This is a genomic window from Chryseolinea serpens (assembly GCF_900129725.1).
Lineage (GTDB): Bacteria > Bacteroidota > Bacteroidia > Cytophagales > Cyclobacteriaceae > Chryseolinea > Chryseolinea serpens.
Map to the genome: position 1 here is coordinate 1,946,088 of NZ_FQWQ01000001.1, position 15,834 is coordinate 1,961,921.

At 52.8% G+C, this 15,834-nt stretch carries 11 protein-coding genes; 6 read left to right on the plus strand and 5 right to left on the minus strand.

The features are described from left to right. Nucleotides 1-95: 95 nt before the first annotated feature. On the minus strand, nucleotides 96-1,544 hold the full coding sequence (locus BUB30_RS07570; RefSeq protein ID WP_073132440.1) for an APC family permease: 1,449 nt from the start codon (nucleotides 1,542-1,544) through the stop codon (nucleotides 96-98). A gap of 218 nt (nucleotides 1,545-1,762) precedes the next feature. Between BUB30_RS07570 and BUB30_RS07575 the strand changes: the two genes are divergently transcribed. Next, nucleotides 1,763-3,160 carry an aminopeptidase P family protein gene (locus BUB30_RS07575; RefSeq protein ID WP_073132441.1) on the plus strand — a complete coding sequence of 466 codons (1,398 nt, stop codon included), beginning with the start codon at nucleotides 1,763-1,765 and terminating at the stop codon, nucleotides 3,158-3,160. Nucleotides 3,161-3,195: 35 nt separating this feature from the next. Here the strand turns inward: BUB30_RS07575 and BUB30_RS07580 are convergent, their stop codons facing one another. Beyond that, complete coding sequence (locus BUB30_RS07580; protein ID WP_073132443.1) at nucleotides 3,196-4,677, minus strand: peptide MFS transporter; 1,482 nt, start codon at nucleotides 4,675-4,677, stop codon at nucleotides 3,196-3,198. Nucleotides 4,678-4,900: 223 nt separating this feature from the next. On the opposite strand from BUB30_RS07580, the gene BUB30_RS07585 reads away from it, so the two are divergent. After that, complete coding sequence (locus tag BUB30_RS07585) at nucleotides 4,901-5,590, plus strand: NUDIX hydrolase (protein ID WP_073132445.1); 690 nt, start codon at nucleotides 4,901-4,903, stop codon at nucleotides 5,588-5,590. A 162-nt stretch (nucleotides 5,591-5,752) separates the two neighbouring features. Here the strand turns inward: BUB30_RS07585 and BUB30_RS07590 are convergent, their stop codons facing one another. From BUB30_RS07590 to BUB30_RS07600, 3 genes are all read right to left on the minus strand, one after another. After that, nucleotides 5,753-7,348, minus strand: a complete 1,596-nt coding sequence (locus tag BUB30_RS07590; protein ID WP_073132447.1) for a RagB/SusD family nutrient uptake outer membrane protein — start codon at nucleotides 7,346-7,348, stop codon at nucleotides 5,753-5,755. Nucleotides 7,349-7,358: 10 nt separating this feature from the next. Beyond that, nucleotides 7,359-10,367: a SusC/RagA family TonB-linked outer membrane protein gene (locus tag BUB30_RS07595; RefSeq protein ID WP_084137953.1), complete on the minus strand. Its 3,009-nt coding sequence runs from the start codon at nucleotides 10,365-10,367 to the stop codon at nucleotides 7,359-7,361. Nucleotides 10,368-10,764: 397 nt separating this feature from the next. Further along, nucleotides 10,765-11,268: a hypothetical protein gene (locus BUB30_RS07600; RefSeq protein ID WP_143164806.1), complete on the minus strand. Its 504-nt coding sequence runs from the start codon at nucleotides 11,266-11,268 to the stop codon at nucleotides 10,765-10,767. A gap of 386 nt (nucleotides 11,269-11,654) precedes the next feature. Between BUB30_RS07600 and BUB30_RS07605 the strand changes: the two genes are divergently transcribed. Genes BUB30_RS07605 through BUB30_RS07620 form a run of 4 tightly spaced genes read left to right on the plus strand, consistent with a single transcriptional unit; the run spans nucleotide 11,655 to nucleotide 15,815 of the window. Then, entirely contained in the window at nucleotides 11,655-13,028 is a 1,374-nt protein-coding gene (locus BUB30_RS07605) for a glycoside hydrolase family 88 protein (protein ID WP_073132453.1), read from the plus strand. Continuing rightward, nucleotides 13,025-13,861, plus strand: a complete 837-nt coding sequence (locus tag BUB30_RS07610) for a sugar phosphate isomerase/epimerase family protein (protein WP_073132455.1) — start codon at nucleotides 13,025-13,027, stop codon at nucleotides 13,859-13,861. Before BUB30_RS07605 ends, BUB30_RS07610 begins: the two co-directional genes overlap by 4 nt. A gap of 26 nt (nucleotides 13,862-13,887) precedes the next feature. Beyond that, the gene (locus BUB30_RS07615) at nucleotides 13,888-15,033 is read left to right on the plus strand and encodes a Gfo/Idh/MocA family protein (RefSeq protein WP_073132457.1); all 1,146 of its coding nucleotides are present in this window, start codon (nucleotides 13,888-13,890) and stop codon (nucleotides 15,031-15,033) included. An 11-nt stretch (nucleotides 15,034-15,044) separates the two neighbouring features. Next, on the plus strand, nucleotides 15,045-15,815 hold the full coding sequence (locus BUB30_RS07620; protein WP_073132459.1) for a 3-ketoacyl-ACP reductase: 771 nt from the start codon (nucleotides 15,045-15,047) through the stop codon (nucleotides 15,813-15,815). Nucleotides 15,816-15,834 lie beyond the last annotated feature (19 nt).

Consider the following 15,834-nt stretch of genomic DNA (forward strand, 5'->3'; position numbering starts at 1 on the left):
CGGTAGTGTCACCTGTACGCGAATTACCTTCTACTAATACGATTTATTCACATGTTGAATGCTTTAGGCCCTTCCACTGAATATTGGGTATTGCTTTAGGGCTTTGCCTGGCTTGCCATTTTCATGCGCTGGTCGTGACGGCGCAGCATCAGGTAATACACCGGGATGCCCAGCAGGATGATGGCCAGACCGGGAAGGGTGAAGTTTGTTTCAAAGATCAGGAGCAACAGGGCCAGGGCGATGGCGATGGCGATATAGACTGCCGGGAGGATGGGATAGCCAAAGGCTTTGTAGGGACGTTCGAGGTTGGGGCGACTTTTGCGCAGCCGGAAAATTCCAAAAATGGTGAGCGCGTAAAAGATCAATACGCCAAAGATGATCAGCGCCAGCAATTCATTGTATTTACCGGTCAAACACAGCACAGAAGCCCACACGGCCTGCATCCACAGGCTATTGGCGGGCACGCCTTGTTCGTTCAGCTCTTTGGCATGGGCAAAGAATAAATTGTCCTTTGCCATGGTGTAGTATACGCGGGCTCCCGACATGATCAGTCCGTTGTTACATCCAAACGTGGAGATCATGATCATTACGGCGATGAGGATCGTTCCCGAAGCACCAAAGATGCGCTCCGCGGCCACCACGCCGATGCGGTCGCTCTTGGCAAAAGCAATCTCTTGCAGGGGCACCACGGCCAGGTACATCACATTGGCCAGCACATACACGACCGTTACGATCACCGTGCCCAGCACGAGACTGAGCCCGATGTTGCGTTGAGGATTCTTCACTTCGCCGGCGATAAAAGAAATGTTGTGCCACGAGTCGCAGGAAAACAATGACCCTTTCATGGCGATGGCTACCGCTCCAAAGGCAGCGAGGCCTGCGAGCGGGAGATGACTGACGGTGTCGCCGGCCTTGACCAGCGACGACAGATTCCAGGCGTCGCGCCAATTCGCGTCCCAAATGGCCGCATCGGCGCCCCACCAAAATCCAAAACCAATGAGCGCCACCAGCGAAAGGATCTTGATAATGGTGAGCGAAGTCTGCACAACCACACCGTTGCGCACGCCGCGGGTGTTGACAAACGTGAGCAAGAGGATCACACCGATCGCCAGCAACTGCGACGCGGCCAGGTGAAATCCTCCCACCGTGAAAAGGATGTTGTCCTCGCCCACACCGGGGATCAGGTAGGACGTAAATTTGGCAAAGGCAACACCCACCGCGGCGATGGTGCCGGTTTGGATAATGGTGAAAAATGTCCAGCCATACAGAAAACCAACCAGTGGACTATAGGCCTCGCGCAGGTACACATACATGCCCCCCGCTTTGGGAAACATGGCCGACAGTTCGCCGTAGCTCACAGCAGCAATGATGGTGACCACGCCTGCCAGCACCCACATGCCCAGCAACAAACCGGCGCCACCGACATTCCGCGCAATCTCGGCGCTCACAATAAAGATCCCCGACCCGATCATCGACCCTGCCACGACCATGGTGGCATCCAGCAATCCCACATTTCGTTTGAATTCGCGTTGCACCTCTGCCATAGGTTTATAGATCCGGGTTTAGAATGGTTGTAGAATTAAAGATACGGCTCAAACCCGTCTGTTCCCATGTAAAAATTAGCCTTACCTGATACGATTTTCACCACTTGGCAAAATGCGCCAATATGCGGTCCGATGGAAACGTTTGAATTTCTGGAATAAAGATTTAGGTTTAGGCCGGCTTATCCTTGCCGGGAAGCCATCCTCTAACTTCTTATCCCATGAACACTCCAACCTTCTCCCCCGATGTTTATAAAAGCAGACGCGCCACGCTAAAAAATAAGGTCGCGTCCGGCATCATCCTGTTGCCGGCCAATCTTCAGTCACCGATCAATTATACGGACAACGCTTATGCTTTCCGTCAAGACAGCACGTTTCTGTATTACTTTGGCCTGGAGCTCGATGCGCTGGTGGGCGTGATCGATGTGGACAACGACCAGGTGATTCTTTTTGGAAACGACGCCACGGTGGACGACCTCGTGTGGACGGGGCCGAAACCTACCCTACAAGAATTGGCGGTGCAGGTTGGGATAGAGGTTTCGCGTCCTCTCACCTCCCTGAGGTCCCTCCTCTCAAAAGCCACCGCAGACAAAAGAACGATCCATTGGCTAGCGCCTTATCGCGCCGACGTTGCGATCAGGCTTTCCGAAGGGTTGGCGCTTCCTGTGCAGACCATTCAAAACGCTCCCTCAAAAACGCTGGTGAACGCTATCCTTGAACAAAGAATTCAAAAGAGCAAAGCCGAAGTCGCGGAATTAGAGAAAGCCGTGAGCGTGAGCGCCGAGATGCACCTGATGGCGATACGCTCCGTTCAGGCCGGCATGTTTGAATACGAATTGTTGAGCCGTATCGAGGCCGTTGCTACTGCGAACAACTGCCGGACGTCTTATCCTTCCATCGTTACAACCAACGGGCAAACGCTGCACAACCATTTTTATGGCAACAAACTCCAGGATGGCAAAATGGTGCTGTGCGATAGCGGTGCCGAACTACCCTCGGGCTACTGCGGCGACCTGACGCGCACTTTTCCGATCGGCAAAAGTTTTAGTCAAAAACAAAAAGAGGTCTACCAGATCGTGCTCAATGCCTTGACGGTGGCGGAGAGTCTGTTAAAACCCGGCGTGCTGTTTAAAGACATTCACCTCGCCGCCTGCCGGGAGCTGACCAAGGGACTTCAACAACTTGGATTGATGCAGGGTGACCTCGACGAGTCGGTGAACGCAGGTGCGCATGCGTTGTTTTTTCAATGCGGTTTGGGACATCTTATCGGTTTAGATGTGCACGACATGGAGAACCTTGGCGAAGACCTAGTGGGCTATGGTCAGGAGGTGACCCGGAATCCTGCTTTTGGCATCAAGAGTCTGCGATTGGCGAGAAGGTTGCAGGAAGGCTTCACGCTGACGGTTGAGCCGGGTCTTTACTTTATTCCTGAACTGATCGATATGTGGAAGAAGGAAAAGAAATTTGAGTCCTTCATCAACTACGGCGCGGCTGAAGCTTACAAAACTTTTGGAGGAATCCGGATAGAAGACAATCTCCTGGTGACGGCGGATGGTTCCCACTTGCTCGGGAAGCCTCTAGCAAAAACGATAAGTGAAATAGAAGCTTTAAGGGAGTGATTAACTTCAGATTGAACGCATCCAGTGGCTTTCTCTTAGGTCTCCGCCACAACCCGGCTCGAAGCAAATCTCAATTTCTTACTTAGCACAAAAACGGTGATCCCTGCGAAGCCGACCCCGATGGCCAGGAACAGGAACAGGTTGACCATCACCCCGGGATCTTGCTGGACGCGTTCGTTACTCATGTTGCTGGTCAGCAAGCCGGCCAGCAAATTTCCCAGCGCCAGCGAGAGGAACCACACGCCCATGAGTTGAGCGGCAAATTTGCGAGGTGCTAATTTCTTCACGGCGCTAAGGCCCACAGGATACAAACAGATCTCTCCAAACGTGTTCAGCACATAGGTGATGATGAGCCACCATGGAAGCGCTTTTTGTCCGTGTGCCACCACGAGCGCTGCGCCGGTCATCACGAAAAAGCTGGCTGAGATAAATAACAATCCAAACGAAAGTTTTACGGGTATCGCCGGATCAATATTCCGTTTCGACAGCCACAACCAAAGCCACGCAAAAAAAGGCGCAAAGATCAGCACCCCCACCGCCGGAACCGCCTGGAGCCAGGATGCCGGCATCTCGAAATTCCCAATGTGCAAGTCGGTGTAGCGCAACGCGAACAAATTCAGCGACGAGCCCTGTTGCTCATAGCCCATGTAGAAAATGACCGACGTCGCGAAAAAACTCAGGATCGCCAAAACACCGTTGCGTTCGTCTTTTGTGAGACGGGCTCCGAACAGGAGATAACCAAAATATACGATCGTGCAAGCCACGATGATATACACAAACGCCTTGGCGAGCCACACCGGATCGATCACCAGAACTCTTGTCACCAACGCGACCACCAGCAATCCCACAACCCAGGCTGCCACGCCAAGCCTGCGTGCGTTCTTTTTTCGTTGCTCGCGCGCTTCCGGTTCGATTTGCTCCGGGGGAAGATATTTTTCAGTCATTCTATATTGCACCAACCCGATGAGCATGCCCGCTCCGGCCAGGGCAAAGCCATAGTGCCAGTTCACTTTTTCGCCGAAGTAGCCCGTAATAAAAGGCGCAACAAAGGCGCCGATGTTGATGCCCATGAAAAAAATGGAAAAACCCGAATCCCGTTTCGCATTCTCCTCCTTGGCGTAAAGCTCGCCTACCAAACTGCTGACGTTGGGCTTCAGCAACCCCGTGCCAACAGCAATGAGCAACAAGCCCACGAAAAACGTTTCCATGTAGGGAAAAGCCATGAGCACGTGGCCCGAGCAAATGATGCATGCGCCATAAAAGACGCTCCTGCGCAACCCCCAAACGTTGTCGGCGATCCAGCCGCCGGGCAAGGCCAGCATGTAGACCATCATGGTGTAGATCCCATAGATCGCACCGCCGGTTTCTTCGCTCAACCCCAGTCCGCCTTTCGCGGCGCTGGTGATCATGAACAGCATAAGCAAGGCACGCATGCCGTAGTAGCTAAACCGTTCCCACATCTCGGTGAAGAACAGCGTGGCGAGTCCGCGGGGATGTCCGAAAAAAGTTGGGTTCATCGTTGAGGCTATTGAAAACGAAGCTAGGGTTTAATTTCGCCCGGTGCAATAAACAAATTTTATTATCCCCTATTCAAATTTTGTTCACTCATTTTTTTTGTTCACGTGCGTTTCACTGTTCGGGCATGCACATCAGGTAAGATAATACCACAATAAAATAAAAACGTACCATCTCCCTTTTTACTTAATGACCATCTTCCGGTGTTGAAGAAAATGTTGGACTATGGATATCAACAGTTATAAAAGTCATCGAAAAGTGCTCGCTGCTGTCGATTGCATCATTTTTGGTTTTGATGGGAACCAGCTGAAGGCCCTCCTCATCAAGCGAGGCTTCGAGCCGCACAAAGGACGGTGGTCGCTCATGGGAGGCTTCATTCACGACGACGAAGATGCCGATCGGGCCGCGGTGCGGGTGCTGAACAAGCTCACGGGGATGGACAATATTTACATGGAACAGTTACACACGTTCTCGCAAGTGGATCGTGACTCGGCGGGACGAGTGATCTCTATTGCCTACTTTGCCCTGATCAACATCGCCGATTATAGCGAGCAACTTCAGGCCGAGCATGAGGCAAGATGGTTTGAGCTGAGTCAATTGCCGGATCTGGTCTTTGATCATACGGCAATGGTGTTGAAAGCGCAGGAATCGTTGCGGGAGAAAGTTGCCCGGCAGCCGATTGGGTTTGAATTGTTGCCGAGCAAGTTCACGCTGCCACAACTCCAATCGCTATATGAAGCCATCTATGAGACGTCGCTGGATACTCGGAATTTTTCTAAGCGGATTCTGGCGCTTGGGGTGCTGAATAAGCTCGATGAGAAGGAGAAGAAAAATTCGCGTCGTGGGGCGTTCTATTATGTGTTCGATTCGATAAAATACAAGAGTCTAGAAACTAACGGCGTTCGGTTCATTTGAGAGGACTCGCCGCCTCGCCTTCACGAAAGCTTCGGCGGGCCCTCCTTCGCTGAAGCTTCGGCGGGCAAGCAAAGGTTGTTTTGTACTTGATCTTACAACTCCCAGGATTAAAATAAATAAGCGGGCTCACATTTCTGTGAGCCCGCTTATCTTTCATTACTATCAGTAACCCGGGTTCTGGCCGAGGTTGGTGTTGGTTTCGCGCTGTGGTTGGGGGATGGGGAAAATGACGCGGTAATCACCGTTGGGTTTGTGGGTGAGCCATTGCTTGGTGGTGTAGACGCCAAAGCGGATCAGGTCTTGTCTCCGGTGGTGTTCGCCGACAAACTCCCAGGCCAGTTCATCCAAAAATCTTCCGTTTACGATGTCGGCGCCGCCTTCATAGTCAGTGATGGCTCCGTTCTCATAGTAACCGTATTCGTAGGTGCTGCCGCCGGCCAGTTGTGCGCCGGTGACGGTAGCTTTTGCGGGGGCACTTTTGAAGGCCCGTTGTCTCACCTCCGTCACAATTTGTGCAGCTTCATCCTTCTGGCCTTTTCGCAAGAGACATTCCGCTTTGATCATCAGCGCATCGGCGTAGCGATAGATCGGAACATCGTTATCGGGATTTACAGTGAAGCCGATCGGAATTTCGTATTTGACAAAACGATAGCCTTCATTGTATTCCGCAGCATCGACACTGGTCATGTAGTTGATGTATTCGAATTGTTTGTCCCCATCCATGATCGGTTCTCCAGAGGCTTTATACTGCAGGCCACCTTGCCAGCATTCTTTTTTCCGGCTGTCGTCGGCATCGTATGTATCCAAAAATTGGGGAATACCACAACTTCCGCCCCAGGGTTCGGGCATGTTGTAGGTGGCTGCGCTCAGCGGGTGAAGGGTTTTGAAAGGATAGTAGGTGTTGATGTTTGCCGTATATTCCTTGCTGTAGGGAATGGAGAAGATCTCTTCTGGTGTGTTGGTGTTGTTCACCGCGAAATTGGCCGAGTAGCTCGACAATAGTGTGAACTGGCCGCTGCCAATGATGTCGTTCACCTGGGCCAGCGCATCATCCCAGCGTGCTGTGCCCACGTATACCTCAGAATTCAGGTACAATTTTGCGAGCGTCATCTTGGCCGTCCATTTGTTGACGCGTCCATACGTTTTCTGGCTGTTCTCCTCGCTCAGGTAGGGCATGGTTTGGGTGAGTTCATCTTCAATGAAGTTATACACTTCCTGCCCCGTGTTCTGCTCGGGCAAAAATCCTTTCGGTACATCAAATTTGGTGACAATGGGAACGTTCCGGAAATTGTCCAGCAACAAGTAGTAGTAAATTGCACGCAACGCTCTCAATTCGGCCAGCGTATTTTCTTTGTTCTCGATCGCGCCCAGGGCTTCGATCTGGAAGGCTGCTTTGTTACAGGCATTGATCCCGGCATAGGCGCGCACCCACAAGTTGTTGCCGTGTTCAATGGCCGGTCCCCAGGTGTGCTTGTGCATGTCCAGGTACAAGTCGCCCCAGCCGATGCCCACGCGGAAAGGTGTAACGATCAGGTCGGAGGACTCTTCATAGATATCAAACAGACCGTTCCAGCCCCAGTATACTTCGCGGAATTGCGCGAAGGCCGGCGCGATGATCGTGGTCAGGTCATCGGCGGTCAGTTTTGTCTCGTCCGAAGAAATGACGTCATACATATTTTCATCGAGGTTGGTACAGGAGAACATGCCTACCGAAAACAATACGCCTGCCAGCAACCGTTTCATATTTGTTAGTTTCATAATCCGTTCTTTAAAAATTTACATTCACGCCAATGGTATAGGTTCTTACAGTCGGGAATTTGTCGCGATTGTCGATGCCCTGCATCCGGATGTCGTTCCGGGGGATCTCGGGATCAATTCCTTTGTAGCCGGTGATCGTCGCGAGGTTGGAGCCAGAAACATAGACCCTCAACCCGCGCATGAACTTCACTTTCGAAACATCCACGTTGTAGCCCAGCGTTGCATTTTCCACCTTCACGTAGTCGCCGTTCTCGATATAATAGCTCACAAACGCCTGGTTGAGATAGCCCAGTCTTCGCTTTCCATACACATTGTCCATGGCGGAGCTGAGCACGTTGTAGTTGATGTTCGGGTTTTCATAGAACATCCGTTGCTGGTTCATGATCTGGTAGCCAAAGGCGCCGCTCAGCACCACGCTCAAATCAAAATTCTTATAGCGCATCGTGTTGATCCAGCCGGCGCGATACTTGGGAATACCATTGCCCAACACCTGGCTGTTCTTGTCGGTAGCCATGGAGTTGCTGGTCATGGTTTGCCGTGTTCCGTCCGGTAGTTCGATCACCCACATGCCATCGTCGGTGATGTCCACCGATTTCAGACCCCAGAAGTTGCCCAGGGGTTTGCCCGGCTCCAGGCGGTGTGATGCCATGGAGATGGGTTCGCTGATGCCGTACTCGTTGATGTAATCGCCCTCGATCTTGTAGAGATCGTTCGACAGGCTGACGAGTTCATTTTTGTTATGGGAAAATGTCACATTCGAATTCCATTCAAATGCGGCGCCTTTCACCGGCGTTGTTTTCACAAGCACTTCAATACCCTTGTTCACCATTTCGCCCACGTTGGCCAGTGTGGTGCTATACAAATTGGGAGGCTGCGGCACGGAATAATTCCAAAGCATGTCCTTGGTGCGCTTGGAATAGACATCGATGCTACCCGAGATCTTGTCTTTCAGGATGGCAAAGTCCAAACCGATGTTCACCTCGCCCGACTTCTCCCAGCGAAGATCCGGGTTGGCGTTGCTCGACGCCACCAGGCCGTTGATCCACTTGCCATCATCCAATACGCTAACGCCTTCATAGGTCAGCAAGGGTTTTGACAAATACGAATCTCTCGGGATCACGCCCGTCACCCCATAGCCGGCGCGGATCTTCAAAAAGCTCACCACCGAAGACGCTTTCAGAAAATCTTCGTTGCTGAGGGTCCAGCCCGCAGAAACCGCTGGGAAGGTTCCCCATTTATTGTTCTGACCAAACTTGGACGATCCTTCACGACGCACGCTGGCCAGCACGTTAAAGCGATCGCCAAAACCGTAGTTCACACGACCGAAGAACCCGATGAGCGTGTTGTCATTTTTATAGCTGTCCATGCGGGCGGTCCCCAGCCGCATCGCGTTTCCGGCCGACAGGTTGTTGTAGGAATAAGCGTTGGTGGGGAAATCAAAATTGTTGGCGAACCCGCCCTGGTTAACATTGTATTGGTAGCTGTAGCCTGCCAGCAACGTAAAGGAGTGCTGGTCGAAGGTCTTCGAATATTTGGATGTCAACTCCAGGTAATTAGTCTTGATCTGGTCGTCGCCGCGGGAGGCAAAACCATTTCTTCGTGGCCCTTTCACGGAGTTGTAGTGCTCCTTGGTTTCGGCATAGCCGCGGTAGTTGTTCCGTATTTCGGTGGCCAACATCAAATTGGTTTGCCAGCCGTCCACCAGTTCCAGCGTGGTGTTGGAGGTTAACCGCGTCCAGTTGTTGGTGATCACGCCCGACGTTTCGCGCACCATGCCCACGGGGTTGATGTACTGCAAGCGATCGGTTTCGATCCATTTGCCATCGTCGTCCTGTATTTTCAGCAGGGGATTTCGGATCAACGCATTTCTGTAGATCAGTGGGTTGAACGAACCCGAACTTCCGTCGCCCAGCGCGCCGATATCCTGCGCTCCTCTCAAAAGATTGGCGCTCAGCTTCAGTTTGTCGTTGAATAGATATTGACTCAGATCCAGTGATATTCTCAACTCCTTATTGTACGATCCCTCGAACACACCGTCCTGGCCGATGTAGTTCACACTGGCGGCATAGTTGGAATTGGCGCCGCCGCCCTGCAACGCCAGGTTGTGACTTTGCATATAGGCTTTCCGGGTAATTTCACCCAACCAATCCGTGTCGGTCACTCCGCCGTTGGCATTGGCTTCGCCGACAAAATCATTCCGGAAGGTGAACTCCTGGGAATATTTTTGATAGTCGCTGGCCGTCAGGAAATCGGCTTTGCGGGCCATGGAGGATACGGCGGAGTAGTGCGAATAGGTGAGCGTAGGCGCCTTTGCCTTGTCGCCGCTCCGGGTGGTGATGAGGATCACGCCGTTGGCCCCCCGTGTTCCATAAATGGCCGCCGCCGAAGCGTCTTTCAACACATCGATGGACACGATGTCGGAGGGCGACACGGTATTAAAATCGCCGGGCACGCCGTTGATCAATATTAAAGGAGCAGCCGAACCCTGCAGCGTAGCCACCCCTCGCAGTGAAATATTCGGGGCGGCGGACGGATCGCCCGAGCCATTGGTGATGGTGAGGCCCGCTACTTTTCCTTTGATCAGTTCCGAGGCGTCGCGCATGGCGCCCGCGGTAAATTCTCTCTCCTTCACACTGGCCACAGCGCTGGTGACCTCTCCTTTCTTTTGTGTTCCATAACCGATCACCACGACCTCCTGGAGCGACACCAGGTCGGGCATCATCATCACCTCGACATTCGTCTGGGTGCCCACCGTCACTTCTTCGGTGAGGTAGCCCACAAAGCTGAACATCAACACCGATTCGGCACTGGGCACGATCAGTTTGTAGTCGCCGTTGGCGTCAGTGGTGGTGCCCTGGCTGGTTCCTTTCACCAGCACGTTCACTCCCGGCAAAGCTTCCTTGTCGTTGGAGGTAACTTTCCCGGAAACCGAAATTTGCGCAAAAGCATGCTGACCGGATAACATCGCGAGGCACAAGGCCAATGTTATCATCAAGCGTTTTGTTAAAATTTTTCTCATGTATAAGGGGGATTGTGATTTTGAATATTTGACAGGATGAAAGTAGACAAACACCCGACACGTGTTTTTCCAGAAATTATCCTCATGTAATACAAATTTATCCACATCGGGTCCGAAGGCTCATGAAAGGCCTTACACACCAACAGGGTAGTTTGAAAGTGGCTCGCAGCGGTATTCCCGTCGAAAGCGCGTCGCGGGGGCATAACGGCTCATCCTAACTCAAACAGCTTTTAGGGAGAAACGTGGCAAGAGCAGAATTTTTAGGGATTGATTTAATCAAGGGGTCGGGCGACCAAGATATGCAGCATCGGACCGAATCGTCTCCGCTTTTTTATTGTGTTGCGGATTTAGCCTCTATTCCTGAAGCCAATGGCTATGTTTGTGTCCGAACTTGCCTTCACCGAAGGTCAAATAAGTTCTCTATTTTTTTTTCGACGGCATTTAGTTTTCTGTTCAATAAAAACGTACCCAGGACGGGGAACACTAAAATCCAGAGCGCATAACCTGCGATATTCGCTTTGTCCACGGAAGACATCACGGAAGATATCGCCTCTACCATCATGACCGCCGTCAACAAGTAGATCATCAAAAACACGAGAAATGCCTGTAGCCCCAACCTGAGTTTTATGTTTATCGTCGTTCTGTCATTCCGAAAGGCTATTCTCCCGCGCACTACGACTTGGAGAAAACTTGGTTCGAAAAACCCCCTGGGTTCGATAAGCCTGAACTCCATTTTTTCTTTATCATACTCACCGATCCAAGGACGGGTTGTTGAAACGCTGCGGTTCGATATCAACTGCCGGTTGAGATCCTCTACTTTCTCAACGGCCCACGGTATCCTCGAGAAAGCCCGTTCACTTTCTTCGTTCGTTTCATAGTCCATCTCTCGAATTGAAAACATCTTTTTGAAATTTTGTCTGATCACTTTTATAGGCGTTCGATATAGCCTTTGAACCCCCAGTCCCTCCAACACAAGCCACTCAGAACGAAGATAATTTAAAACATGCGATAAAGAGTCACCCGCCGGCTCATTCTCATCACAAATTGATCGAAGAATCTAAATAGATCGATCGCCTCGATGAATAGATACCCTTTGGAGGCTCACAGACGGCACCATCATGTCCATTCACAAAAATAAAACGAGCCACACATGGAAAGAACGATGGATATTAAGCCAGTAATCGCTAAATTTTATGGCCAAAAATAGAACGATACGATCTCATGGACCTGCAAGCAACTCTTGCTCTAAACAAGCTACTACGTCAAACCTGATTACAAAAAACGACAATGATCCAAATCGGCCAGCACCTGAAACCCTCCGACCTAAACCCCAAACTCAAATCCTTCTGGGAACTCTCTGGAAAAAAAATCGACCTCATCGAAAAACACTACCATGCTTCGCAAGGCTCGCCTGTCTTTACGGTGCAAGGCCGGTACACTACACGGGGATGGACCGAGTGGACCCAAGGCTTTCAATATGGCGCCGCCATCCTGCAATATGACGCGACCGGCGAAGACCGGTTCCTCGAACTGGGCAAACGAAAGACCGTCGAGGTGATGGCCCCGCACGTGAGCCACACCGGCGTGCACGATCATGGCTTTAACAACGTGAGCACCTATGGCAACTTGTTGCGCCTGATGAAGGAGGGCAAGATCGCGTATAATGAGTGGGAACGAAATTTCTATGTGATGGCCCTGAAAGTGTCCGGTGCCGTGCAGGCCAGTCGTTGGACAACCATCAAGACCGGTGGGTATATCCATTCGTTCAACGGTGCACATTCTCTTTTTGTGGATACCATCCGTTCGTTGCGTTCGCTGGTTTTAAGCCACAGCCTGGGGCACATCCTGCAAGCCGAGGGAGATGTACGCATCGCGCTGCTGGACCGCGTCATCCAACACCTGCAGGCCACGGCCGACTACTCTGTATATTATGGCGAAGGCCGCGACACCTATGATGTGCGGGGCCGGACGGCGCATGAAATTATCTTTAACGTGAAAGATGGCAACTACCGCTGCCCGAACTCACAACAAGGCTACACCGGCTTCAGCACCTGGACGCGGGGCCTGGCCTGGGCCATGTGCGGTTTCGCCGAAGAGCTCGAATGGTTCGACACCGTGAGCGAAGACGAACTCAAAGCCTTCTCCGGCAAAGAAAAGATCATGTCCGTTATGCTCAAGGCCGCCAAGGCCACCTGCGATTTCTACATCGCTCACACACCGACCGATGGCGTGCCGTACTGGGACACCGGTGCGCCCAACCTACACCAGCTCGGCGACTACCTTGACCAGCCCTCCGATCCCTACAACGACTTCGAACCTGTAGACGGCTCTGCCGCCGCCATCGCCGCGCAAGGGTTGCTGAGGCTCGGTCAGTTTTTGAAACGCAAAGGAGACGCGGACGGCGACCGCTACTGGCAGGCCGGCCTCACGGTGATGAACACGCTGCTCGATGAGCCCTATCTCAGCGTCAATCCAAAGCATCAGGGGCTGCTCTTACATTCCGTTTATCACCGGCCCAATGGGTGGGACTATGTACCCGAAGGTAGCAAGATACCCCATGGCGAGTCCAGCATGTGGGGCGACTATCATGTCCGTGAGGCCGCGCTCTATTTGCAACGGATCATCAACAACGAAACCTATCACACCTTCTTCAACATATGACCCCCTCCACCCCACACCAAGACCTTTCAAAACTTTGCATCCACACCATCACCACCAAGCCGTGGGCCATCGAAGAAGCTGCAAAAAATTATGCCGCTGCCGGTGTGAAGGGCATCACGGTCTGGCGCGACGCACTCGAGGGAAGGAACATCCGGCAAACGGGCAACTTGCTGCGCGACCATGACCTCACCGTGGTGTCGCTCTGCCGCGGCGGATTCTTTCCGAGCAAAGATCCAAACAAAAGAAAAGCTGCCCTCGACGACAACCGCAAGGCCATCGAAGAAGCTGCCGCGTTGGGAACTTCCCTGATCGTGCTGGTGTGTGGCGCCGATCCCGGGCAACCCCTGGAGGAATCGCGAAAGCAGATCCAGGATGGCATCGCGGCGGTGCTCCCCGAGGCAACGGCCGCCGGTGTGCGGCTGGCCATCGAACCGCTGCATCCCATGTATGCCGACACGCGCTCGGCGATCAACACCCTGGCGCAGGCAAACGACATGGCCGAAGCGTTGAACTCACCCTATGTGGGCGTGGCCGTGGATGTGTATCATCTTTGGTGGGATCCTTCCCTGCAACGAGAGATCCAGCGCTGTGGAGAACAGGGAAACCTGATGGCCTTTCACATCTGCGATTGGAAATCTCCCACCACGGACCTGCTACTGGATCGCGGATTGATGGGCGAAGGCTGCATCCCCATTCGCCAGATCCGCGCCTGGGTGGAAGCCACGGGGTTTACCGGGTTTAACGAGGTCGAAATTTTTTCAACGGCCTATTGGCAGGAAGATCAGAGCGTGTTCCTGAAAAAAATTATAAAAGCATACCGCGAAAATTCTTAAGCGTAAAACGTGATAATCACTCAACCATGAAAGAACAAAAAATCGGCATCATCATGAATGGTGTCACCGGGCGCATGGGCACCAACCAGCACCTGATGCGATCCATTGTCGAGATCATAAAACAAGGCGGCATCAAGCTGCGGTCGGGCGACCGGCTCATCCCAGACCCGGTCCTCGTGGGCCGCGATGAAGATAAGCTGCAACGGCTGGCCACGCTGTCGGGCATAAAAAAAATAACCACCAACGTAGACGAGGCGCTGGCCGATCCGCAGAACAAGATCTACTTCGACTCGCAGACCACCGGCCGGCGTGCCGAGGGCGTGCGAAAGGCCGTGAAGGCCGGCAAGCACATCTATTGTGAAAAACCCGTGGCCGTCGACACCAAAGAGGCGATGGAGCTTTACCAGCTTTGTAAAAATGCGGGAGTGAAACACGGCGTCGTCCAGGACAAGCTTTGGCTTCCGGGCATATTAAAATTGAAGCGGCTCATCCAGCAAGGATTTTTTGGCAAGATCCTTTCGGTGCGCGGCGAGTTCGGCTACTGGGTGTTTGAAGGCGACTCCATCCCAGCCCAGCGGCCTTCGTGGAATTACCGCAAGGAAGACGACGGCGGCATCATCGTAGACATGCTTTGCCACTGGCGCTATGTACTCGACAATGTCTTTGGAAAAGTGAAAGCCGTTTCCTGCCTCGGTGCCACCCACATTCCCGAGCGGGTCGACGAAAACAACAAACGCTACAAATGCACCGCCGACGATGCGGCCTACGCCACCTTTGAACTCGAAGGCGGCGTGATCGCACACTTCAATTCTTCCTGGACGGTGCGCGTGCGCCGCGACGACCTGCTGACCTTGCAAGTGGACGGTACCAAGGGCTCGGCCGTGGCCGGCTTGCGTGAATGCTATATTCAACATTATGGAAACACACCCAAGCCCGTCTGGAACCCGGACATTGCTCAACCCATCAACTTTTTTGAAGGCTGGGCAAAAGTGCCGGAGCAGGAAGTCTTCGACAACGCCTTCAAAGCGCAGTGGGAATTGTTCCTGAAACACGTGGCGCAGGATGATCCGTTTCAATGGGATCTGCTGCAAGGCGTGAAAGGTGTGCAACTGGCCGAGAAAGGTCTGGAGAGCTGGAGCAAGCGCTGCTGGGTTGACGTTCCTGAAATTTAAACCACGACTCCATGAAACGCGTAGCACTGATCACCGGAGGCAGCCGCGGCATCGGCTTTGGCATTGCCGAACAACTGGCCAAAAACGGATTCGACCTCGCCATCAACGGCGTGCGCGCCGCAGCGGATGCCGAGGGCGCCATCGATACCTTAAAGGCATTGGGCAGCGATGTGGTCTATTGCCGTGGCAACATTTCATCACCGGCCGATCGGGAAAATATCCTGGCCGATGTTCGCCATCATTTCGGGAGACTGCATGTGCTGGTCAACAATGCCGGCATCGCACCGCGGGAACGCCGCGACATCCTCGAAGCCACCGAAGAGAGTTTCGACGAAGTGCTCTCCACCAATTTGAAGGGCACGTATTTTCTCTCGCAAAAGGCGGCGCAATGGATGATCACACAAAAGAAAAGCGACCCGCAATTCCGCGCAAGCATCATTAACATTTCCTCCATCTCCGCCACGGTGGTGTCGGTCAACCGTGGTGAATATTGCATCGCGAAAGCCGGTCTGAGCATGGCCACACAGTTGTTTGCTGTGCGGCTTGGCGAGTTCGATATTCCCGTGTTCGAAGTACGGCCCGGGGTGATCCACACCGACATGACGGCGGGCGTGACCGAAAAATACGACAAGCTCATCGCCGAAGGATTGTGCGTGCAAAAACGGTGGGGCGAATCGGAAGATGTCGGAAAAGCCGTGGCCGCATTGGCCACGGGCGACTTCCCCTACTCCACCGGGCAAGTCGTGATGGTGGATGGCGGCATGACCATACCCCGATTGTAAGCAACCGAATAAACAAAAT